This window comes from Streptomyces davaonensis JCM 4913, from assembly GCF_000349325.1.
Taxonomy (GTDB): Bacteria; Actinomycetota; Actinomycetes; order Streptomycetales; family Streptomycetaceae; genus Streptomyces; species Streptomyces davaonensis.
The window spans coordinates 2,559,333-2,580,300 of sequence record NC_020504.1; the positions used below are offsets into that span (position 1 = coordinate 2,559,333).

Genomic DNA, 20,968 nt, shown 5'->3' on the forward strand with positions numbered 1-20,968 from the left:
CCGCGCGCGTGTGGCGGGACGTGTACGTCCACCGAACCGCGTGCTCTTGCCGAGGCCGGGCCGGGGCGCCACCGTGTTCGCATGACCTCCTTCACGCTCCCCCATGAGCTGCACGGCGACGGTGCCCACAAGGTGTTCGCGGTGCATGGCTGGTTCGCCGACCGGTCCGCGTACGCGAGCGTCCTGCCCGACCTCGACATCACGTCCTTCACCTACGCACTGGTCGATCTGCGCGGCTACGGCGAGGCGAAGGACGCGGTCGGCGCGTACTCGACGGCCGAGGCGGCGCAGGATCTGCTGGAGCTGGCCGACCGGCTCGGCTGGGAGCGGTTCTCGGTGGTGGGGCACTCGATGGGCGGGGCGGTGGCCCAGCGGCTGCTGGCGCTGGCTCCGGGGCGGCTGCGCCGGATCGTGGGTGTGTCGCCGGTGCCCGCCTCGGGGCTGCCGCTCCCGGCCGACCAGTGGGAGCTGTTCGCGGACGCGGCGCACCTGCCGGAGAACCGCCGGACGATCATCGACTTCACCACCGGCGGGGTACGGCCCGCGGCCTGGCTGGAGCGCATGGTGGCCCGCTCCCTCGCGGTGAGCGACCCGAAGGCGTTCCGGTCCTGGCTGGACTCCTGGGCGGGAGAGGACTTCCACGCCGAGGTGGCGGGCGTCCGGGTGCCCGCGCTCGCGGTCGCGGGCCGGCTGGACCCGGCGCTGTCGGCCGCGCTGCTGCGGGAGACCTGGCGACGCTGGTATCCGTACGGCGAGGTCCGCGAGCTGTCGGGGGCCGGGCACTACGCCATGGACGAGTCCCCGCTGGAGCTGATCCAGGTGGTGGAGGCCTTCCTCGACGCGGACGACGAGGACGAGGACGAGAGCGGGACCGGGGCCGAGGGCGAGGAGGCGTGACCGTCCGGCCCTCCCCGCCCGTCCCCGATGTCTTCGACCCCCGGCAGTACGCCGCCGGTGTGCCCTACGCCGCCTACCGCGTCCTGCGCGACCATCACCCGGTGGCCTGGCAGGACGAGCCCGAGGTGCTGGGCTGGCCGGCCGGCCCGGGGTTCTGGGCGGTGACGCGGCACGCGGACGTGGTCCGGGTGCTGAAGGATCCGCTGACGTACTCCTCCCACCTCGGCGCCACCCAGATCCGGGATCCCGACCCGCAGGACCTGCCGTTCATCCGCCGCATGATGCTCAATCAGGATCCGCCGGGACACGGCAGGTTACGGCGACTGGTGAGCCGGGCCTTCACCCCGGGGCGGGTCGACCGGTTCACCGCGCTCGCCGAGAAGCGCGCCCAGAGCCTGTTCGCGGGGGCCCTGGAAACGGCCCGGGAGCAGGACGGCACCGTCGATCTCGTCACCGCCGTCACCGATGACTACGCCCTGCTCAATCTGGCCGATCTGCTGGGCGTCCCCGAACGGGACCGCGGTTTGCTGCTGCACTGGACGCAGCGGGTCATCGGGTACCAGGACCCCGACGAGTCCGGCCCGCCGGTGCTGGACGGGGCGGGGAAACCGGTCAATCCGCGGTCCCCGGCGATGCTGCGGGACATGTTCGACTACGCCGGTGAACTGGCCGTGTACAAGCGCCGGTACCCGGCGGACGACGTGCTGACCATCCTCGCGCACGACGCCGAACTCACCGGCCCCGAGCTGGAGATGTTCTTCTTCCTGCTTACCGTCGCCGGGAACGACACCGTGCGCTCCGCGGCCCCGGGCGGACTGCTGGCGCTGGCCGAGCACCCGGAGTCGTACGAGCGGCTGCGCGCCGGGGACGTCGAACTCGCCCCGGCCGTTGACGAGTTGCTGCGCTGGCATCCGCCCGTGCTGACCTTCCGCCGTACCGCCGACCGCGACACCGAGCTGGCCGGGCGGCGGATCCGGGCCGGGGACAAGGTCGTGGTCTTCCATGCCTCGGCCAACCGGGACGAGCGGGTCTTCGCCGACCCGGACCGGCTGGACCTGACCCGTACGCCGAACCCGCACGTCTCCTTCGGGGACGGCCCGCATGTCTGTCTGGGCGCGCACTTCGCCCGGCTCCAGCTGCGGGTGCTGTACCGGGAGGCGCTGCGGACCCTGCCCGTGCTGCGGAGCGCGGGCCCGCCGGGCCGACTGGTGTCGAACTTCATCAACGGGATCAAGTCGCTGCCGGTCGAGGTGACATGAGTGTCAGCGGCGCACCTGGATCAGGGCGTGGCTGCCGCTGGTGCGCCAGCGCTGTCCCTCGGCGGCGGTCAGGGCGGTCTCCGTCCCGGCGTCGAGGCCCGTGATCACCTCGGACTTCAGGGTGCGCAGGGCGGCGACGGGTCCGGGGAACCAGTCGGTGACGTCCGCGAAGCCGGTGGTCGGCGGCCACTTGCGGTCCCCCACCAGGCGCCGGTAGTTGAGATCGCCCTTGAGGATCGTCAGCGTGGCCCGCGCCCACTCCTCGCGCAGGTCGCCGGGCATCCGCTCGTACGGCAGGGGCGCGCAGGAGAAGGGGTGGGCGCGGACCGCGAGCCGGCCGTCGGTCAGCGCCGCCCAGAGGGTGTCGCCGTACGACCGTGCCGCGCCCGGTGCCGTCCTGAGCCTGCGCAGGGCGTCGAGTACGTCGGCGGGGGTGGCGTCGGAGACGAAGTAGGGGTGCGGTTTGACGTGCAGGACTGCCCGCTCCACACGCCCCTGGCCGAGCAGGTGGGCGATCAGGAGGAGGTCGGGGATGAGTTCGCGGCCGGCGTTGTCGGCGATCAGGCACAGAAGCGGGGCGGCCGGGGCGGGCGGCAGCAGGGACCACAGGGCCGCGCTGTCGTCGGCGACCAGGGGCGGGGTGCCGGAGGCGGCCGTACCGTCGGCGGCGGACAGCCGGAAGCCGAGATCGGCGCGGTTGCCCCACAGGGAGCCGTGCAGCAGGGCCCGGTCCCGCTCGTCGGGGGAGAGCGCGGCGAGACCGTCCAGCGCGGACAGTTCCTCGTCCGTCTCCGGGGAGTCCAGCTCGGCCAGCTTGGCGGGGCGGAAGGGGTCGACGCCCTGCCAGGTGCCGGGGGTGAAGTAGCCGACGGCGCCGAGGAGTCGGCGGTAGAAGTAGCTCTCCGACCACAGCCACGGTACGTCGGTCCAGGGGCGGCCCGCGTAGGTGTCGGTGCCCCACTCCCGCCAGCGGTCCCGGTCGTGGGCGTCGGCGGGGAGCGGCTCGATGACGCCCTTGGTGCAGTCGTGCAGCAGCGCGTCGAGCGCGGCCTGCCGGTCGGGGCCGTACGGGAGGGCCGCGCGGACCTGGTCGATGATCGCGGGGTGGCGTTCGGTGAGGACGGAGTACGGGAAGGTGCCGGGTTCGTCGCCGAGGATCACGGGCGGGGTGACGTCCATGCGGCGACGGTATCGCGCGCACCGGGCCCGTCCCCGGCACGCGCCCTCAGACGCCTCTGGCCTCCCGCTCCAGTTGGGTGGCGAGGGTGAGGTAGCGCGGACGGCGGGGCACCGGGACCATGCCGCGGATGAGGAGGGCCCACATCTCGGCGACCCGGCGGGGCTGCCGGGCGACCGGTTCGACGGACCGTCCGACGGTCCGGGTGCCGACGAAGAAGCAGACGAGGGAGTGGGCCGCGGCGTCGATGTCGACGTCCGGATGGAGGTCCGACTCCTTGACCGCGCCGAGGAGTTTGCGGGAGGCGATCTCCAGCCACTCCGAGAACGGGTGTTGCATGGGCGCCCTGACGGCGACCGGGCCGGTGGCGAGCCGGAGCCCGGCCCGCGGGATCGGGCCCTCGACCGACATCCGGGTGATGCCGAAGGTGGTGCGCATCAGCGCTTCCAGCGAGGAGTAGCCGCGGGCGTCCATCTCCCCGGCTATCTGGCGGGAGGCCTGGGACTGAAGCTCCATGATCGCGTGCGCCAGGTCCTCCTTCGCCGCGAAGTGGAAGTACAGCGCGCCCTTGGTGACTTGGGCGTGCTCGACGATGTCGCTCAGACTGGTCGATTCGTAGCCGCGACGATCGAACAGGTCAGCGGCAGCGGTGATGATCGTCGCGCGGGTCTGCTCAGCGCGTAACTGCCTCGCCATCGTCTGGACTCTCCTACGGAAACGAACGGGTCATGCCGTTTGTTTTTCACTCCGCATACACCTTAGCTCACCGCGCCACCGTGCCCACCCGGCATGCGAAGACTGGTGAATCCCCTTGCACACCGATGACTTGGAGTTGGGCGTCGGGACCGAGTTCCGCCTCGATCCACGTGGGCTGATCCAGTTCGGCGTACCGGTCGAAGGTGGCGTGGAACGATATCGGCTCGTACTCCCCGCCCCCGGTAACACGGGCAGCCTGACCCGCCGCCTCCAGGAGCAGCATGCCGGGGACATGGTCGAGAGGGTGGTCGAAAAAAACGGGATGAGCGGTATCGACTCGCAACTGCCAGCGCCCCGGACGGTCCGGCCGGGCCAGTACGACATCGGCGGGAACCGTACGCTCCACCACGGCGGACGGCAGTCCGGGCGGTGGCTCGAGTGCGGTGACGGAGGCGGCCGTTCGGCCGCCGCGCAGTCTGCGGTAGACGGGCTCGCTGGTCCAGGACGCGGCGAAGAAGGCGCTCGCGACCTGCGTGTTCTCGATGCTCACGGCCGCGGTGAGGTCGAACGCGACCACGCGTCCTGCGCGGCGGCGGATGTCGAGGATGGTGATGTCGACGACCGGTTCGGCGGGTGCCGGACCCACGGCGAGGTACTCGGGACGGGTGCTGACGCGCAGTTCCTGAAGGACGAACCGGTGGTCCAGCGGCACGTCGTACTCGGTGTGGGCGAGGAGTGTGCCGCCCTGGCGGACGGTTTCGGTGACGAGCAGCGGCTCGTATGCGGTACGGTCGCTCGACACGTGCAGCGGGTGCGCTCGCGGCCATTGCGCGGCTACCCTGAACTGGTCGGTTCCGATCCGTCGCCAGCCGGTGAGGAGGGTCTCGGCGAAGGCCGCACGATGCACCAGCTGGCGGGGCACGGTGGCGGTGAGGGCGTCGGACGCCGTCGGGAAAACGGCGAGTTGCGGCAATTCAGGCATGTTTCTCCCTGGCTCCCTCGACAGTGTTGACAGACGGCGAGGTGCCCGTGCCGTGAGCGCTAGAGTACGAGCCGACCGGTTTGTTTTCAATGAGACCAGGGTGACCAGGATCGGTGCGCGTCCGCGCCGTCGCACTGTGGGCCATCCGGTCAACTCGGCGCATCGGAGGGGCCCTTATGGCGAAGCAGGAACGCGCCATCAGGACGCGCAGAGCGATCCTGGAAGCCGCGGGTGCGGTGTTCGACGAGCACGGGTACGCCTCGACGACGATCTCCATGGTTCTGGAGCGGGCCGAAGTCACCAAGGGCGCGCTGTACTTCCACTTCCCTTCCAAGGAGTCCCTCGCCCAGGCGGTGCTGGACGAGCAGGTGCCGTTCGGCGCGGTGCCGCCGCAGCCGTGCAAGCTCCAGGAGATCGTGGACATGAGCTTCGTCTACGGCCGACGCCTGCTGAGCAACCCGCTGCTTCAGGGCAGTGTGCGACTGACCGTGGACCAGGCCACGCCCCCCGGGGTCGATCACTCCGGGCCGTTTCGGCAGTGGGCCGACCATGTGGTCGATCTGCTGGAAGAGGCTGACAAACAGGGCGAGTTGCTGCCCACGGTCGTGCCGAGGGACACCGTTGAGCTGCTGGTCGGCTCCTTCGCCGGTATTCAGCTGATGTCCAGGGCGCTGACCGGGCGGGAGGATCTCGGGCACCGGATCTCGGTGCTGTGGTCGCACGTCCTGCCGAGCATCGCGGTACCGGGGCTGCTCGGCCGCCTCGACACCGCCCCGGACCGGGGCGTACGAATCCTGGCCCTGCTCGGCGAGGACGAGGACGAGGACGGGAACGGGGAGCTGATGGAGGGGTCGGAGCCGTGATCCTGCTCACCGGCGCGACCGGCACCGTCGGCGGGCTGGTCGCACGCCGCCTGCGCGGCACCGCTCCCCTGCGCCTGCTGACCCGTCGCCCGGAGCGGGCCGCGGATCTCGCCGGACCCCGAGTCGAGGTCGTGGGCGGCGACTTCGACGATCCGCACAGTCTGCGCAGAGCGCTGACGGGAGTGACGTCCGCCCTGCTGGTCACCGCGAACCCGCTGACCCACGCCCATGACGAGCACTTCCTGGCGGCGGCACGCGCCTGCGGGGTCCGGCACGTGGTGAAGCTGTCGGCGCTCGCGGTGACCGACCTCGACGCCACCGACCTGATCACGAACTGGCAGCGCGACAACGAGCAACTCGTCACCGACTCCGGCCTGTTGTGGACGCACCTGCGGCCGCGCGCGTTCATGTCCAACACGCTCGGCTGGGCCATCTCCATCCGCGCGGAGGGCGTGGTGCGAGCCGCTTGCGGTACGGCCGTCAACGCCACCGTCGATCCACAGGACATCGCGGAGGTGGCGGCGCTGACGCTGCTGGCGCCCGAGGCGCACGCCGGGCGGGCGTACCCGCTCACCGGTCCGGAGGCGATCAGCCCCGTGGACCAGACGAAGATCCTCGGCGAACTGCTGGAACGGCCGCTGGTGTTCGACGAGTTGAGCGAGGAGGAGGCGCGGCGCCGTCTGCTCGTACGCTATCCGGCGCCGATCGCCGAGGCGCTCGCCGAGAGCGCGTCCCGGGGGCGGTCCGGGGCGAAGTCGGAGGTGGACCCCACCGTCGCCGAGTTGCTCGGGCGGCCCGCCGGGGACTATCGGCAGTGGGCAGTCGATCATCTGGCGGCGTTCCGCGGCGACGGGACATGACGACGGGCCGGCCGATGCCCCATCCGCACCGGCCGGCCCGTCCGCTCAAGCGGTCGGAGGTTCAGCTCAGAAGGTCAGCTTCCAGCTGTTGATCCGACCCGTGTCCTGCGCCGCCGTGTCCTGCACCCGCAGCTTCCAGGTGCCGTTCGCGACCTCGCTGGAGGCGTTCACCGTGTAGGTGGTGATGACGTTGTCCGCGGAGTCCGAGGAGCTGGCGGACTTCAGGCGGTACGTCGAACCGTCCGGAGCAACGAGGTCGATGACCAGGTCACCGCGCCAGGTGTGGGTGATGTCCACGCCGACCTGGAGCGTCGAGGGGGCGTTGCCGCTGACGCCGGAGACGGTGATCGGGGACTCGACCGCGGAGCCGGCGTCCGGGATGGAGACGGCCGAGGTGCTGGTGAAGGTGGTGCCCCCCGTGGAGCCGCCGGAGCCGCTCACCGCCTGCACCGTCTTGGTCGCGTCCGCCAGGCCCGCGCCGCAACCGCCGGAGCAAGTACCGGCCAGAGCACGCGAGTTGGTCTTGATCGCGGACTCGATCTGGGCCGGGGTCAGCGCGGAGTTCGCCGACTTCATCAGCGCGGCGAGGCCCGCGATGTGCGGGGCGGCCATGCTGGTGCCCTGGTAGTACTCGTAGCTCTCCGCGCCGGGACCCTGCTCGCCGGCGTTCAGCGTGGACAGGATGCCGTTGGCGGTGGTGGCGGTCTCACCGCCGGGGGCGGCGATGTCGACGACCGTGCCGTAGTTGGAGTAGGAGGCGCGGTTGCCCTGCCGGTCGGCGGCCGCGACGCTGATCACGTTGTTGCAGCTGGCGGGCGAGTAGTTGGCCGCGTTGGCGTTGCTGTTGCCCGCCGCGACGACGACCGTGGTGCCGCGGTTCACGGCGCCGTTGATCGCGTTCTGGGTCGCGGTGGAGCAGGTACCGCCGCCACCGAGGCTCATGTTGATGACCTTGGCGACATTGGCGTTGGCCGGAACACCGGAGACGGTGCCGCCGGACGCCCAGGTGATGGCGTCGATGATGTCGGAGTCGTAGCCGCCGCACTTGCCGAGGACGCGCAGCGGGGAGACCTTCGCGCCGTAGGCGATACCGGCGACGCCCTTGCTGTTGTTGGTGACTGCGGCGATGGTGCCGGCGACGTGCGTGCCGTGCCAGGAGGAGCCGTAGGCCGGGTCACCGGAGGCGCACTCGTTGGCGGCGGTCCAGTCGCCCGGGTCGGCCGGGTTGCTGTCGCGGCCGTTGCCGTCGTTGCCGACGGTGGCGTCCGAGATGAAGTCGTAGCCGCCGACGATGTTCGCGGCGAGGTCGGAGTGGGCGACATAGCCGGTGTCGATGACGGCGACGGTGACCCCGGTGCCGGTGGCGACGTCCCAGGCACCCGGCACGTTCATGCCCGCGGTGGTCTCGAACAGGTCCCACTGCTTGCTGTACTCGGTGTCGTTCGGCGTGGCCAGCGGCTTGTTCAGCCGGTCCGGTACGACGTAGGCGACCTGCGGGTCGGCCTGATACTCGGCGACGACGTCGGCGACATCGGCCTTGGTGAGGTCCTCGCCGAGGTCCACGAGGGCGGCGCCGGTGCCGAGGCGGCGCTGGAAGTCCAGCGACTCGCCGGCTTCCTTGCCCTTGGCGGCGGCGTCCGCGTCGGCGGCCTTGTTCGACTTCGCCTCGGCGGCGCCGGACTTGTAGCCGACGATGAGGCGCTCGGCCGGGGCGCCGGGGGCGGCCTCGGTACGGGCGGCGGGGGCGTCCGTGGGGGCGGTGGAGTCCTGGGCGACGGCGACCGTGGCGGTAGCGGCCGTGAACAGCGCGGCGGAGACCGCGGCGGCGGATATCAGCTTCCGACGCACGGGGGGAGAGGTACGCAAGGGATTGCCTTTCGTGGCCGTACTCCGGGCAGCGCGGAGCGGCGGTCAAATCGCTTCGTCGTCGAAGCGGAGGGGGGCGAACCGAGAACCGAAAAGCGTTGCGCTGTGGCCGGCCAGGCGCGGTGGGGACCGACCTGTCGGGGGTTACCTGTGGGTCGGCTGTGCTGGAACGATAGGCAAACAGAAGGTCATAGGGATACAGGGGAAACCCTCGATCCGGCCGGAAACCAACCCTCGGCGTCCGCCTGTTGAACGCTTGTGTCCGCTTTTGCATGGGCTCGCGCCCCGTTGAACGCGCCGGGCCGCCGGCCCGTACTGGACAGAAGCAGACCTTGCACTGGACAGCAGCGGACACCCGCCCGGCCGAGGAGACCCCCACATGACCCGGACCCGCGCCCGGTTCGCCACCGCCGTCGCGGCCCCTGTGCTGCTCGCCCTGTGGGCCGCGACCCCGGCCGCCGCACACGGCGCGCCGACGGATCCGGTGAGCCGGGTGATGGCCTGCTCTCCCGAGGGCGGCCCGGACGCGCGCTCGGCGGCCTGCCGGGCGGCGGTCGCCGCGAACGGCTCGCCCTTCACGGCCTGGGACAACCTGCGCATCGCGAACGTGAACGGACGGGACCGGCAGATCGTCCCCGACGGAGAGCTGTGCAGCGGCGGCCTGCCCGCCTACCGGGGCCTGGACCTGGCCCGCGTCGACTGGCCGTCCACCCGGCTGAACCCCGGCGCGGCGCTGACCATGCGCTACGTCTCGACGATCCCGCACACCGGCACGTTCCGGCTCTACCTCACCGAGCAGGGCTACGACCCCACCCGTCCGCTCTCCTGGTCCGACCTCCCGGAACAGCCCTTCGCCGAGGTGCGCGACCCGGCGCTGACGAACGGCGCCTACAGCATCCGCGCGACCCTGCCGAAGGACCGGACGGGACGTCATGTGCTGTACACGGTGTGGGAGAACAGCAGTACTCCGGACACGTACTACTCGTGCTCGGACGTGGTGTTCCCGGAGACGAAGCCGGAGCCGGAGACGACGACGCGGAAGCCGGAGAGCGCGAAGAAGCCGTCGGCCGGCGAGAGCACGAAGAAGCCGGAGACCACGCAGCCCACGGAGAGCCCCGAGGTCGCGAGGAGCCCTGACTCCTCCCCGGTTGCACAGAGCCGGACCGCGGCCACGACAAGCGCCCCGGACTCCGGCCCCTCGGCCCCGCTGCTCGCGGGCGGCGCCGCCGCGGTGCTTCTCCTCACCGGGGGCGCCGCCCTGGCCGTACGCCTGCGTCGGAGGTGAACTCCGGGGCTACGGCTGTCAGTTGACGAAGACGAGTTCTCCGCCGTCGGTCACCGGGGCGTACTTGGCGGTGAAGTAGCCGTTCGCGAAGCAGAGCGAGGAGCCGGAGGTCTTGGTGAACTGCTGGGCGGTGAAGTTGATGCTGTTGTCGTCGTTGCTCGCCGTGCCGGTCAGGCTCGGCGCCTGGTAGACGCAGGTGATGGCGCCCAGCAGGGTGCGCAGTTTGACGGTGGTCCGGATGGTGGATCCGCTCGCCGGGGTCACCGTGACGGTGCCGTCGGAGTTCACGGTGGTGCCGTAGGGCAGGTTGTCGACCGTGATGCTGTTGACGCCGAGCACACCGAGGACGTTGCTGGTGCAGCTCGCGCTGTCGAAGGTGTGCGCGCCGAGGGATTCGCCGGCGGTGCCCGGAGCGGCCGGGTTGTCCGTGACGGTGGCGGTGAACTGCGAGGACGTGCAGGAGATGCCGCTGGTGCCGGTCGCGCTGGAGTAGAGGGTGGCGGTGGTGCCACTGGCCAGCGGTGCGGTCAGGACGTCCCCGACGGCGACGGGCGCACCGCCGACGCTGCCCTTGGTGAGGACCGGGGTGTCGACCGCCGAGGCGGGTCCGGCGAGGGGGAGCGCGCAGGCGGCGGCAGTGCAGATGAGGGTGAGCAGGGTGCGAGTACGCATGCGGGGGCCTCTTCTCCGAAGCGGGGGGGGTGGTGGGGGGTTCAGAGGGGGGCCGTCCCGTCCGGCGCCACGGACCGGGTCGAGCCAGGGAGAGTTGTAGACCTGATGAACCGTCAACGTCAAGGCACAGCAAGGGAGTTGAAGCCTTCGCAAGCGCCGACTCACAGCTGACACATATTCAACACCCTTTTTTCACAACACCCTTGACCCTCAAATGTAACCCCGGGTAACTTCCTCGCACGCTACTGCGGAGTACGAGAAAGCCCTTCCGCTCGCTCCGCCCACTTGGCCCGTCCGCCGCTGTCCGCGCCAGGACAACGTGCCCGAAGACCTGGGAGCAGGCATGGAAAGCGGTACCACCAGCAGACCCGGGCGCGTCCGCGCCCGGCGCACCGCCGTACTGGCGGTCCCCGCCACCCTCACCCTCGCCGGGCTCGCCGTGCTCACCGCCCAGGGCGCGCTGGGTGTGCAGTTCGCGATCTCCGGGATGCCGTTCACGGTGACCGCCACCGAGCTGAACGGCACCGGCTTCGAGCAGTTCGGCGGCCTGGACAACATGGCTCCGGGCAGCCCCAACGAGGGCGACACCGGAGGCCAGGTACTGGTCGTCACCTCCGTGATCAAGGACGCCACGCTCACCAAGCTCTGCCAGAGCGTCGACCTCGGCGGCATCAATCTGCTCATCACCGCGGGCAGCGGCGCGGAGAAGGTGACCGCGAGCGATCTGGCCACCGACTCCACCGAGCTGTCCGGTGACGCCGCCTTCTCCAACATCGAGATCGGCAACGACGCCAGCACCCTCACCAAGGGCGGAGTGCAGGGCCCGAAGGGCGTCTTCAGCCAGCAGGCCGACACCGTGCGCATCGCCGATCTGCGGCAGACCAACTACGCCACGACCGCCGGGGTGTTCAAGCTGCCCGGCCTCAAACTCCGTTTCAGCGAGTCGGGTTGCTGATGTCGTCGGCATCCCGCGAGGGCTTTCGTCGCTGGCGGGGCGAGCGGCCGTTCTGGGGCGGGCTGCTGCTCGCCCTGGGCGGCGCGGAGATCCTGTTCACCGAGAAGGCGTCGCTGAAGGTCGTCCTGCACATCGGGATGCAGGGCCTGGCCGGATATCTCCTGCCGACGCTGATGCTGCTGCTCGGCCTGCTGATCCTGTTCAATCCCACGCAGCGCCTGTTCTACTCGATCACGGGCCTGATGCTCTCCCTGGGCACCTGGCTCACCTCGAACCTCGGCGGCTTCTTCCTCGGCCTGCTCCTCGGTGCCGCGGGAAGTTGTCTCGCCTTCGGCTGGCTCCCCGACCAGGAGCCGCGCCGCGGCCGCCGGCAGCGGCGGCGCGCGGTACAGCGGGAGGCGGGGGAGCCCGCCTGAACCCGGCTCCCCCGCCGTCCGTCACCACGGAAACCGAACCACGTTCGTAATACCGAACGGCGATACAGGACAGCGATACCGAACACTCCCCCGCATCGGCCGCGACCGCTCCTGGAGCCCCCATGACCGCTCCCCTGTCCCGCAGAACCCTCCTCGGCCTGGCGGCGACCGCCCCGCTGGCCGCGACCGGTGCGCTGACCCTCGGAGCCGGGACCGCGCACGCCGCGGACTCGGCGTATGTGATGGCCTACTTCACCGAGTCGAACACGATGCTGGAGGCCAACTACGGCCTGCATCTCGCGGTCAGCACGGACGGGCTGCGCTGGACACCGCTGAACCAGAACGCCCCGGTGGTCACCCCGACCGCCGGTGCGGGCGGGCTGCGCGACCCGTTCGTGCTGCGCAAGCAGGACGGCACCTTCGTGGTGCTGGCGACTGATCTGAGCGGCACCGACTGGAGCCGCACCAGCGTGTACATCCATGTCTGGGACTCCACCGACCTGCGGTCGTTCACCGGTTACCGGTTGCTGAAACTGCACGACATGACCAACACCCACACCTGGGCGCCGGAGGCCTACTGGGACGCGGGACGCGGGCAGTACGGCATCCTCTACTCGTCGGTGAACAGCAGCGGCCACAACGTGATCATGGTCAGCTACACGACCGACTTCCGTACGACGGCCGGTCCCCAGGTCTTCTTCGATCCCGGCTACGACGTCATCGACGGCAATCTCACCATCGGCGTGAACGGCGTCAACCACCTCTATTTCAAGAGGGAGGGGACGCTCGTCGGGGCACGGTCGTCGTCTCTGACGCCAGGCAGCTTCGCTCCGTTCAGCACGGCGGTCGCACACGGCGGCACCGAGGCGCCGACCGTGGTGAAGTCACTGACGTCCAACACGTATTACCTGTGGGGAGACACCTACACGCCGAACGGGGTCTTCTACGTCTGGCAGTCGACCGATCTCGCCTCCGGCACCTGGACGGCGCTCGACCAGAAGCTGTACACGCAGCCCCTCAACTCCAAGCACTGCGGCATCCATCCGATCACCTCGACCGAGTACGGCAATCTGCTCACTCGGTGGGGCGCTCCGGCCTGGAACCGGCTCAAGTCCTACAACTTCCCGGACCGTTACGTCCGGCACAGCGGATTCCTCGGGCGGATCGACGCCTACCCCTTCGACCCGTTCCCGGACTCCCAGTGGAAGCTGGTGCCGGGGCTCGCGGACTCGTCCGGGGTGTCCTTCCAGTCGGTCAACTACCCGACGCGCTATCTGCGGCACTACGACTACGCGCTCCGACTCGACGCGAACGACGGCACGTCGGCCTTCGCCGGGGACGCGACCTTCTACCGTACGGCGGGGCTGGCCGACGCGTCCTGGGCGTCGTTCCGGTCGTACAACAACCCGACCCGGTACCTCCGTCACTACGGCTACGCGCTGCGGATCGATCCGATCTCCACGGCCACGGAGCGGCAGGACGCGACGTACCAGGTCGGGTACTGAGCTCTCCCGGTCAGTGCCGGGCGCTGACGGTCAGTCCAGGCCGGCCGACGCCAGCCAGGCCTTCGCCACGTCGAGCGGGTCCTTGTTCTCCAGCTGGACCTGCGAGTCCAGGTCCAGCAGGGTCGTGGTGTCGAGCTTGGCGGAGACCGCGTCGAGGGCGTCGATGCCCTCCTGCGACAGGCCCGACTTGTAGACCAGCGGGGTCACGTTGGCGAAGCCGAAGAGGTTCTCCGGGTCCTTCAGGACGACGAACTTCTCCTTGGTGATGGTCGGGTCCGTGGTGAAGATGTCCGCGGCCTGCACGGTGTTCTTCGTCAGCGCCGCCTGGGTCAGCGGACCGCCGGCGTCGAGCGCCTTGAAGGACTTGAACTCCAGACCGTAGACGTCCTTCAGGCCCAGCAGGCCCTGGTGCCGGGTCTGGAACTCGGGCGAACCGCCGATGACCAGGTCGGGGGCGATGTCCTTGAGGTCGGCGAGGGTGGAGTCGGCGGTCAGGCCGTGCTGCTTCGCCGTCTCCGCGTTGACGCTCACGGAGTCCTTGTCCTCGGCGGGAGAGGACTCCAGCAGCGTCAGCTTCTTGTCCAGCTTGGTCTTCACCGCGGCGTTCACCGCGTCGGCGCTCTTCTGTTCCGCCTTCGGGTCCAGGTACGCCAGCAGCGAGCCGTTGTACTCCGGGAGCACCGTGATGGAGCCGTTCTTGAGCAGGCCGTAAGTGGTCTCACGGCTGCCGATGTTGGGCTTGTAGGTGACCTTGAGGCCCTTGGCCTTCAGGGCCTCGCCGTAGATGTCGGCGAGCAGGATGGACTCGGCGAAGTTGTTGGAGCCGACGACGACGGTGTCGCCGCTCGCCTTGTCCCCGGCCAGGGGATTGTCGTTGTCTTCGTCGGAGGAGCCACACCCCGCAAGCAGGGCCGCGGTGGCGGCGAGCACGATGATGGACCTGCTGCGTGAAGCGGTAGAAGTCACGAGACTGATCCAATCCAGCGGCTTCTTGCCCAGTCAAGAGAATCCGGGTCACCGATTGGCCTCAATGAGTAGTCAGTTGTGACCACATGTGAAGACGTATGCCTCAAGAGGCGATAGTCTCCCCGCAGTTGACGCCAGAGACTGATCAAACCAGGAGGAATGGTGTCCACGAGCGAGGTGGACGCGTCCACCACGACCCACGGTTCCCCTCTTGGCATACGGCGTTTCATCGACCGTCGGCCCTTCCGGCGCAAGCTCAATCTCCTGGTCGGCGTGCCGCTCGCCGTCGTGGCCCTGCTGCTCGCCTACCTCATCGACGACCAGCTCGACCAGTCCTCCGCCGCCTCCGACGCGGCCCGGCTGGTCCGGGACAGCGCCGAAGTGGCCACGCTGGTGGACCGGGTGGAGGCCGAGCACCAGCAGGCCATCCTGCTTTCCGTACGGCACGAGGCCGCGGGCGAGGGCGCGGCCCCGCCCTCCACGGACTCCTACGACCGGGCGCAGTCCGCGGTGGACGCCCAGGTCGTCAAGGTCCGCGAGACCTTCGGCGACCGGCTGCCGCAGACCGAGGCACAGGCGCTCAAGGAGATCGGCGCCCTCGGCAGCCTCCGGGACACCATCGAGCAGGGCTATCTGCCCGCCGACAACATCGATCCGGCGTACACCAACGCCGCCAAGGGCGTCATCGACGGCCTGGGCCTGGACCGCAACGCCGGTCTCGCGGCCACCTTCACCGGCAACCTGCTGGACTCGCTGCTGCGCACCGACGCCGCCCACAGCGCCTTCGAGACCGGGGTGTTCTCCGCCTCCACCGGTGACTCCAACGCGCTCATCGAGTTCATCGGCGCGGTCGGCTCCTACGAGGTGTACACCTACCAGGCGGACCGTTTCGCCCGGTTCGCCACCACCGAGCAGACCGAGGAGCTGCGCGGGATCGAGCACAGCTCCCCGCAGGCCCTCATCGTCCGCGAGTACGCCGAACTCCAGATCGACCCCGGCACCCTCCAGGCGGACTCCCCCGACGAGATCCGGCGGTCCTTCCAGGCCGCGCTCGTCTCCTACCCCGCCTACCGGGAGCAGGCCGAGATCCGGCTCGGGATCACCGCCTCCCTCATCGACCAGATCGCCGACCGCGCCGACGACGCCTCCGGGGACGCCGCCTGGCGCGCCGGACTGCTGCTCGCACTCGCCCTGTTCGGCTTCGCCTTCTGGTTCGCCCTGTCGGTCATGGTCCGCCGCTCGGTGGTCCGGCCCGTGCAGGCCCTCACCGGCGCCGCCCGGGAGGTCGCCGAGGTCGCGGACCGTGAGCTGGCACGGGTCGCCGACGACGACGCCGAGGACGACGGCCCGCCCCGCCTGCGCGAGGTGCCGGTCACCGCGCGCGACGAGATCGGCGAGCTGGCCGAGGCCTTCAACCGGGTGCAGACAACCGCCGCCGCGCTGCTGGAACGCCAGGTGCTCAGCCGCCGCAACGTCGCCGAGATGTTCGGCAACGTCGGCCGCCGCGTCAGCAATCTGACCACCCGCCAGCTCTCCCTGATCGACGCCGTCGAGCGCGGCGAGACCGACCCCGAGCTGCTGGAACGCCTCTACAGCATCGACCACATCGCGGTCCGCCTGCGCCGTAACGCCGACAGCCTGATGCTGCTCGCGGGCATCCGTGAGTCGGGCCTCGGCTCCGGTCCGCTGGCCCTCACCACCGTCGTACGGGCCGCGCTCGGCCAGATCGAGGGCTTCCAGCGGGTACGGCTCCAGGCGCGGTCCGAGGCCGCGGTGGAGCCGGACGTCATCGGCGACCTGACGCTGATGGTGGCCGAACTCCTGGAGAACGCGGTGTCGTTCTCGCCCGCGGGCGCCCCCGTGGAGGTGACCGTGGCGGCGGGGGCGGACGGCGAGTCCGCGTCGATCGTCATCTCCGACCACGGTCTGGGCATGAGCGCCGAGCGGCTCACCGAGGAGAACGCCCGCCTCGTCCGCCGTGAGCGCCTGGACCTGGTGCCGACCAAGGTGCTGGGCCTGTTCGTGGTCGGCACGCTGGCGCGCCGGTGGGAGATCGAGGTGACGCTGACCCGGACGCCGGGCGGCGGTGTGACGGCGGAGGTCAGTGTGCCCTCCTCGCTGCTGCTGCCGGTTCCGGAGGTGCCGGAACCGGCGGCCCCGGACACTCCGCCGACCGAGGCGCCGGCCACCGGCCCCCTCCCCGCGGCAGCGGCAGCGGCAGCGGTCTCGGCCGACTCCGGCTCCCTCCCCCGCCGGCTCCCCCGGCGCGAGGGTCCCGCCACCGACGTGCCCTCCACCGATCACGCACGCGCCGACCAGCCGGAAGCCTCCCCCGACGACCACGCGTCCGGTTCCCGTCCGCTGCGCCGCCGCGTCCGCGGTGCCACCCTGCGCACCGCCGAGGACACCGGCGCCCACCAGATGCTGCGCCAGGCCGCCCACCCCGCCGACGCCGACGCCGTACGGTCCGCGCTGGAGGAGTTCGAGGCGGGCGTGGAGCGGGCGCACCGCGTCAGCGACACCACACAACAGACCCCGATCCCCGAACAGCGGGACCAGAACAACCTCCCGGAAGGAGCGGAGCAGTGAGTACGTCGACAGGTGCCACTCCGGCAGGAGCCGCCACGCCGGCCGAGCTCCAGGCCGCCGCAGCCGACTTCACCTGGCTGCTGAATCGCTTCGCGACCGAGACCGCGGGCGTCGTCGACGCCATCGCCGTCTCCTCCGACGGGCTGCTGATCGCGGTGTCCGAGCTGCGTGAGCACGCCGACTCCGAGCGGCTCGCCGCGATCGTCTCCGGCATCACCAGCCTGGCCGCCGGGGCCTCCGGCAACTACGGCCTCGGTGGCCTGAACAAGGTCATCATCGACCTGGAGGGCGGGCATGTCCTGGTCTCCGCGATCGGCAGCGGGGCGGTGCTCGGCGTGGTCACCGACAAGGAGGCCAAGCTCGGCAACATCGCCTACGAGATGACGCTGTTCGCCAACCGCGCCGGTGCCGCGCTCAACCCGCAGCTGGTGCTGGAGCTGAAGAACAGCGTCGGCGCCGCGTCGGCCCGCTGACCGGTTCCACGCCGGTTCTCGAGAAGGACGGTTACGGACCCCATGGCGGACGGCACCCCACCCCCGGGCCCCGACCCGGTCGGCCCCGCCCCCGCCGTACGGCCGTTCCTGGTCACCGCCGGCCGGGTGGCGCCCAGCGCGTCCGGCCGGACGATGCCCGTCGAGACCCAGGTGGTGGCCACCGCCGAGGGGCTCGACTCGCTTGACCTGCTCTCCTTCGAGCAGCACGACATCGTTGCCGCGTGCCGGCAGCCGCAGTCCATCGCGGAGATCGCGGCCCGGCTGCGGCTGCACCTGAACGTCGTCCGGGTGCTCGCGGAGGATCTGCGGGCCGAGGGGCGGCTGACGGTGCATGTGCCGAACGCCGATGCCGTCCACGATTCATCCGTACTGCGAAGAGTGATCGATGGCCTGCGGGCCATCCCCGACTCCCGGGGGGTTCTCCGTGACACCGACTGAACCGGCCGCCGCCGTACGACCGCCGCTGCCGGTCAAGATGGTGATCGCGGGGGGTTTCGGCGTGGGCAAGACGACCGCGGTCGGCTCCATCTCCGAGATCGAACCGCTGACGACGGAGGCCGCGATCACGGAAGTCGCGGCGGGCGTCGACGACTTGACGCACACTCCGAGCAAGACGACCACCACCGTCGCCATGGACTTCGGGTGCATCACCATCGACCCGACGCTGAAGCTCTATCTGTTCGGTACGCCCGGACAGGAGCGGTTCGGGTTCATGTGGGACGACCTCGTCGAGGGCGCGGTGGGTGGGCTCGTCATCGTGGATACGCGCCGGCTGGACGACTGTTATGCGGCCGTCGACTACTTCGAGCACAAGGGGATCCCGTTCGCGGTCGCGGTGAACGCGTTCGACGGGAAGGTCGAGCATGAGATCGACGATGTGCGGTGGGCGCTGGATGTGAGTGACGGGGTGCCGGTCGTGGTGTTCGACGCGCGGGAACGCGGCTCGGTGCGGGACGCGCTACTGATCGTCCTGGAGCAGGCGCTGGCCCGCACCGAAGCCTGAGCTAACCGACGTGCGCCCTGCGTACGCCACGGGAGACCGTCAGTCTCGTCACCGCCCAGAACAGCGCCAGCGTCGCCAGCGCCATCGCCGCCACCAGCGTCGCTCCGCCCACCACCTTCTCGTAGTCCCGCTGGTACAGGCCGTCCACGATGTAGCGGCCGAGGCCGCCGAAGCTGACGTACGCCGCGATCGTCGCCGTCGACACGATCTGGATCGCCGCTGAGCGCAGGCCGCTGAGGATCAGGGGGAGGGCGACGGGGAGTTCGACACGGAAGAGGACCTCCGGCTCGGCCATGCCCATGCCTCGGGCAGCGTCCACGGGGGCAGGGTCGACCGAGCGCATGGCCTCGTAGGTGGTGACGAGGATGGGCGGGATCGCCAGGACCACCAGCGGGATCATGACCGGTGCCATGCCCAGGCCCAGCAGCACAAACATAAGGACCATCAGGCCGAAGCTGGGCAGTGCCCGGCCGGCCGTGGCGATCAGGGCCAGCGTGTTGCCGCCGCGGCCCGTGTGGCCGGTGAGCAGGCCGACCGGGAGACCGATGGCGGCGGCTATGCCGAGTGCCATCAGGGTGTAGCCGATGTGCTCGGCGACCCGCGTGGGGATGCCGTCGTAGCCCTGCCAGTGCGCGCTGTCGCTGAAGAAGGCGTCGATGTAATTGAGGATGTTCATCGCGTGGCCTTCCGAGGCATCCACGGGGTGAGCAGCATGCGGATGACGATCAGCACCGCGTCGACCAGGATCGCGAGCACTGCCGTGCCCAGGACGGAAAGCCATATCAGGCGTTCCTGGTTGTAGATCATGCCGCTGTTGAGCAGGTTACCGAGGGCGCCCTGGTTGCCGATCAGCATGCCTACGCTGACCAGGGAGATACTCGACACGGACGCGATCCGCAGCCCGGCGATGATCGCGGGCACGGCGATCGGCAGCTGTACCTGGAGATAGCGGCGTACGGGGCCGAAGCCCATGGCCTTGGCAGCGGCCAGAGTCTCCTGCGGGACCGAGCGGACGCCGTCGACGATCGCCGGGATGAGGACCACCAGGCTGTAGACGGCCAGCGGGATCATCACGGTGAGTTCGGACAGGCCCGTGTAGTCGATGAGGATCACGAAGAACGCGAGGGACGGGATCGCGTACAGAACTGTCGTCACCCACAGCACCGGCGGGTACAACCAGCGCAGCCGTACGCAGAGTTGAGCGATCGGCAGGGCCACCAGCAGTCCGGCGAGCACCGGGAGCAGGGCCTCGCGCAGGTGGAGGCCGACCAGGCCGAGGTAGCTGTTCTGGAGGTCGCTCGGCATGTCGAAGAGCTCACTCATCGCGCGACCTTCTCCGTCGTCGCGCCCTGCGCACTCTTGGCGTGGGCACCCCGGATCGCCTCGCCGATGGTCTGCTGCGAGACCACTCCGGCCGCTCGGCCCTCCCCGTCCACCGCGACGGCCCAGCCGGTCGGCGAGAGTACGGCGCAGTCGAGGGCGGCTCGCAGGGAGTCGGTGCCCGGCACGAACGGACGCCCGTACGGGATGAGTTGCGCCGAGTCGATCGCGCCCGCGGTCAGGTCCTGCGGCTCGGCCCAGCCAAGGGGCTTGCCGTCCAGGTCCGTTACGAGGAGATAGGGGGCGTCGGCCGTGTCGCGGGCGGCGATCTGCTCGGCAGTGGCGTCGATCGCGGTGATCGGAGAGGTGAGCAGCTCCAGGCCCGCGGCGGGGAAGAAGGACAGTCGCCGGATGCCCCGGTCGGTGCCGAGGAAGTCCTCGACGAAGGAGTCGGCGGGGTTGGTCAGCAGCTCGGCGGGCGGGGCGAACTGGGCGAGCCGGCCGCCGGTGCGCATCACCGCGACCATCGTGCCGAGCTTGACCGCCTCGTCGATGTCGTGCGTGACAAAGACGATGGTCTTGCCCAACTCGCCCTGGATACGCAGCAGTTCGTCCTGGAGTCCCTTGCGGACGATCGGGTCGACGGCGGAGAACGGCTCGTCCATCAGCAGGACCGGCGGATCGGCGGCGAGGGCACGGGCCACGCCGACGCGCTGCTGCTGTCCGCCGGAGAGCTGGTAGGGGTACCGCTTGGCGAGCGCCCCGTCGAGGCCGACCCGGTCCATCAACTCCCTGGCACGGGCCCGGGACTTCTCCTTGCCCCAGCCGAGCAGGCGGGGCACGGTGGCGATGTTGTCCAGGATGGTGCGGTGCTGGAAGAGACCGGCGTTCTGGATGACGTAACCCATCGACCGGCGCAGGGTGTTGACGGGCTGCTGCTGGATGTCCTTGCCGTCCAGGAGGATGGTGCCCTCACTGGGTTCGACCATCCGGTTGATCATGCGCAGGGTCGTCGTCTTGCCACAGCCCGAGGGGCCGACGAGGACGGTGATCGAGCGGTCGGGTATCTCCAGCGACAGCCGGTCGACCGCCACCGTGCCGTCCGGGTACCGCTTGGTGACTGAATCTATCCGTATCAAAACGCCGAATACCCTTCGGGTCTG

At 70.2% G+C, this 20,968-nt stretch carries 21 protein-coding genes; 12 read left to right on the forward strand and 9 right to left on the reverse strand.

Annotation, left to right across the window (positions count from 1 at the left end):
• Positions 1-81: 81 nt before the first annotated feature.
• Both BN159_RS11060 and BN159_RS11065 read left to right on the forward strand, forming a co-directional pair.
• Positions 82-897 carry an alpha/beta fold hydrolase gene (locus BN159_RS11060; RefSeq protein WP_015657048.1) on the forward strand — a complete coding sequence of 272 codons (816 nt, stop codon included), beginning with the start codon at positions 82-84 and terminating at the stop codon, positions 895-897.
• A complete protein-coding gene (locus BN159_RS11065; protein WP_015657049.1) occupies positions 894-2,156 on the forward strand; it encodes a cytochrome P450 in 1,263 nt (420 codons plus the stop codon). Before BN159_RS11060 ends, BN159_RS11065 begins: the two co-directional genes overlap by 4 nt.
• Positions 2,157-2,159: 3 nt before the next feature.
• Here the strand turns inward: BN159_RS11065 and BN159_RS11070 are convergent, their stop codons facing one another.
• The 3 genes from BN159_RS11070 to BN159_RS11080 all read right to left on the reverse strand — a co-directional run bounded on the left by BN159_RS11070 (position 2,160) and on the right by BN159_RS11080 (position 5,011).
• A complete protein-coding gene (locus BN159_RS11070) occupies positions 2,160-3,335 on the reverse strand; it encodes a damage-control phosphatase ARMT1 family protein (protein ID WP_015657050.1) in 1,176 nt (391 codons plus the stop codon).
• A gap of 46 nt (positions 3,336-3,381) precedes the next feature.
• Positions 3,382-4,029, reverse strand: coding sequence for a ScbR family autoregulator-binding transcription factor (locus BN159_RS11075; RefSeq protein WP_015657051.1), 648 nt, complete (start codon positions 4,027-4,029; stop codon positions 3,382-3,384).
• A 67-nt stretch (positions 4,030-4,096) separates the two neighbouring features.
• Positions 4,097-5,011 (reverse strand): ScbA/BarX family gamma-butyrolactone biosynthesis protein, encoded by a 915-nt coding sequence (locus BN159_RS11080; RefSeq protein ID WP_015657052.1) that lies wholly within the window; start codon positions 5,009-5,011, stop codon positions 4,097-4,099.
• A gap of 176 nt (positions 5,012-5,187) precedes the next feature.
• On the opposite strand from BN159_RS11080, the gene BN159_RS11085 reads away from it, so the two are divergent.
• Both BN159_RS11085 and BN159_RS11090 read left to right on the forward strand, forming a co-directional pair.
• A complete protein-coding gene (locus BN159_RS11085; RefSeq protein WP_015657053.1) occupies positions 5,188-5,874 on the forward strand; it encodes a ScbR family autoregulator-binding transcription factor in 687 nt (228 codons plus the stop codon).
• The gene (locus tag BN159_RS11090; RefSeq protein ID WP_015657054.1) at positions 5,871-6,734 is read left to right on the forward strand and encodes an NAD(P)H-binding protein; all 864 of its coding nucleotides are present in this window, start codon (positions 5,871-5,873) and stop codon (positions 6,732-6,734) included. Before BN159_RS11085 ends, BN159_RS11090 begins: the two co-directional genes overlap by 4 nt.
• A 66-nt stretch (positions 6,735-6,800) precedes the next feature.
• On the opposite strand, the gene BN159_RS11095 is transcribed toward BN159_RS11090, so the two are convergent.
• Positions 6,801-8,600 (reverse strand): S8 family peptidase, encoded by a 1,800-nt coding sequence (locus BN159_RS11095; RefSeq protein ID WP_041819094.1) that lies wholly within the window; start codon positions 8,598-8,600, stop codon positions 6,801-6,803.
• Between the two features lie 379 nt (positions 8,601-8,979).
• Here BN159_RS11095 and BN159_RS11100 point away from each other — a divergent pair, with 379 nt between their 5' ends.
• Positions 8,980-9,885 (forward strand): lytic polysaccharide monooxygenase, encoded by a 906-nt coding sequence (locus tag BN159_RS11100; protein ID WP_015657056.1) that lies wholly within the window; start codon positions 8,980-8,982, stop codon positions 9,883-9,885.
• 18 nt (positions 9,886-9,903) lie between these two features.
• Here the strand turns inward: BN159_RS11100 and BN159_RS11105 are convergent, their stop codons facing one another.
• The gene (locus tag BN159_RS11105) at positions 9,904-10,557 is read right to left on the reverse strand and encodes a hypothetical protein (protein ID WP_015657057.1); all 654 of its coding nucleotides are present in this window, start codon (positions 10,555-10,557) and stop codon (positions 9,904-9,906) included.
• A 343-nt stretch (positions 10,558-10,900) separates the two neighbouring features.
• On the opposite strand from BN159_RS11105, the gene BN159_RS11110 reads away from it, so the two are divergent.
• From BN159_RS11110 to BN159_RS11120, 3 genes are all read left to right on the forward strand, one after another.
• Complete coding sequence (locus BN159_RS11110; protein WP_015657058.1) at positions 10,901-11,512, forward strand: DUF6230 family protein; 612 nt, start codon at positions 10,901-10,903, stop codon at positions 11,510-11,512.
• Positions 11,512-11,928 (forward strand): DUF6114 domain-containing protein, encoded by a 417-nt coding sequence (locus tag BN159_RS11115; protein ID WP_015657059.1) that lies wholly within the window; start codon positions 11,512-11,514, stop codon positions 11,926-11,928. Before BN159_RS11110 ends, BN159_RS11115 begins: the two co-directional genes overlap by 1 nt.
• Before the next feature lie 122 nt (positions 11,929-12,050).
• Positions 12,051-13,433, forward strand: a complete 1,383-nt coding sequence (locus BN159_RS11120; RefSeq protein WP_015657060.1) for a glycoside hydrolase family 43 protein — start codon at positions 12,051-12,053, stop codon at positions 13,431-13,433.
• A gap of 30 nt (positions 13,434-13,463) precedes the next feature.
• On the opposite strand, the gene BN159_RS11125 is transcribed toward BN159_RS11120, so the two are convergent.
• Positions 13,464-14,399, reverse strand: a complete 936-nt coding sequence (locus BN159_RS11125; RefSeq protein ID WP_041819096.1) for an ABC transporter substrate-binding protein — start codon at positions 14,397-14,399, stop codon at positions 13,464-13,466.
• Between the two features lie 162 nt (positions 14,400-14,561).
• Between BN159_RS11125 and BN159_RS11130 the strand changes: the two genes are divergently transcribed.
• Genes BN159_RS11130 through BN159_RS11145 form a run of 4 tightly spaced genes read left to right on the forward strand, consistent with a single transcriptional unit; the run spans position 14,562 to position 18,485 of the window.
• Positions 14,562-16,988 (forward strand): sensor histidine kinase, encoded by a 2,427-nt coding sequence (locus BN159_RS11130; RefSeq protein WP_015657062.1) that lies wholly within the window; start codon positions 14,562-14,564, stop codon positions 16,986-16,988.
• On the forward strand, positions 16,985-17,461 hold the full coding sequence (locus BN159_RS11135; protein ID WP_015657063.1) for a roadblock/LC7 domain-containing protein: 477 nt from the start codon (positions 16,985-16,987) through the stop codon (positions 17,459-17,461). Before BN159_RS11130 ends, BN159_RS11135 begins: the two co-directional genes overlap by 4 nt.
• A 42-nt stretch (positions 17,462-17,503) precedes the next feature.
• The gene (locus BN159_RS11140) at positions 17,504-17,920 is read left to right on the forward strand and encodes a DUF742 domain-containing protein (RefSeq protein ID WP_015657064.1); all 417 of its coding nucleotides are present in this window, start codon (positions 17,504-17,506) and stop codon (positions 17,918-17,920) included.
• Positions 17,907-18,485, forward strand: a complete 579-nt coding sequence (locus tag BN159_RS11145; RefSeq protein WP_041819099.1) for a GTP-binding protein — start codon at positions 17,907-17,909, stop codon at positions 18,483-18,485. The genes BN159_RS11140 and BN159_RS11145 overlap by 14 nt, the downstream gene beginning before the upstream one ends.
• A gap of 1 nt (position 18,486) precedes the next feature.
• Here BN159_RS11145 and BN159_RS11150 read toward each other — a convergent pair whose 3' ends face one another.
• Genes BN159_RS11150 through BN159_RS11160 form a run of 3 tightly spaced genes read right to left on the reverse strand, consistent with a single transcriptional unit; the run spans position 18,487 to position 20,944 of the window.
• Entirely contained in the window at positions 18,487-19,161 is a 675-nt protein-coding gene (locus BN159_RS11150) for an ABC transporter permease (protein ID WP_015657066.1), read from the reverse strand.
• Positions 19,158-19,808: an ABC transporter permease gene (locus BN159_RS11155; protein WP_015657067.1), complete on the reverse strand. Its 651-nt coding sequence runs from the start codon at positions 19,806-19,808 to the stop codon at positions 19,158-19,160. The genes BN159_RS11150 and BN159_RS11155 overlap by 4 nt, the downstream gene beginning before the upstream one ends.
• A complete protein-coding gene (locus tag BN159_RS11160; protein ID WP_015657068.1) occupies positions 19,805-20,944 on the reverse strand; it encodes an ABC transporter ATP-binding protein in 1,140 nt (379 codons plus the stop codon). The genes BN159_RS11155 and BN159_RS11160 overlap by 4 nt, the downstream gene beginning before the upstream one ends.
• Positions 20,945-20,968: the final 24 nt, after the last annotated feature.

Bases quoted from the DNA above. Each gene is read 5' to 3' on its own strand.
- BN159_RS11060 (WP_015657048.1), top strand. From the start codon at position 82: ATGACCTCCTTCACGCTCCCCCATGAGCTGCACGGCGACGGTGCCCAC.
- BN159_RS11070 (WP_015657050.1), bottom strand. From the start codon at position 3,335: ATGGACGTCACCCCGCCCGTGATCCTCGGCGACGAACCCGGCACCTTC.
- BN159_RS11075 (WP_015657051.1), bottom strand. From the start codon at position 4,029: ATGGCGAGGCAGTTACGCGCTGAGCAGACCCGCGCGACGATCATCACC.
- BN159_RS11080 (WP_015657052.1), bottom strand. From the start codon at position 5,011: ATGCCTGAATTGCCGCAACTCGCCGTTTTCCCGACGGCGTCCGACGCC.
- BN159_RS11085 (WP_015657053.1), top strand. From the start codon at position 5,188: ATGGCGAAGCAGGAACGCGCCATCAGGACGCGCAGAGCGATCCTGGAA.
- BN159_RS11100 (WP_015657056.1), top strand. From the start codon at position 8,980: ATGACCCGGACCCGCGCCCGGTTCGCCACCGCCGTCGCGGCCCCTGTG.
- BN159_RS11105 (WP_015657057.1), bottom strand. From the start codon at position 10,557: ATGCGTACTCGCACCCTGCTCACCCTCATCTGCACTGCCGCCGCCTGC.
- BN159_RS11110 (WP_015657058.1), top strand. From the start codon at position 10,901: ATGGAAAGCGGTACCACCAGCAGACCCGGGCGCGTCCGCGCCCGGCGC.
- BN159_RS11115 (WP_015657059.1), top strand. From the start codon at position 11,512: ATGTCGTCGGCATCCCGCGAGGGCTTTCGTCGCTGGCGGGGCGAGCGG.
- BN159_RS11120 (WP_015657060.1), top strand. From the start codon at position 12,051: ATGACCGCTCCCCTGTCCCGCAGAACCCTCCTCGGCCTGGCGGCGACC.
- BN159_RS11140 (WP_015657064.1), top strand. From the start codon at position 17,504: ATGGCGGACGGCACCCCACCCCCGGGCCCCGACCCGGTCGGCCCCGCC.
- BN159_RS11150 (WP_015657066.1), bottom strand. From the start codon at position 19,161: ATGAACATCCTCAATTACATCGACGCCTTCTTCAGCGACAGCGCGCAC.
- BN159_RS11155 (WP_015657067.1), bottom strand. From the start codon at position 19,808: ATGAGTGAGCTCTTCGACATGCCGAGCGACCTCCAGAACAGCTACCTC.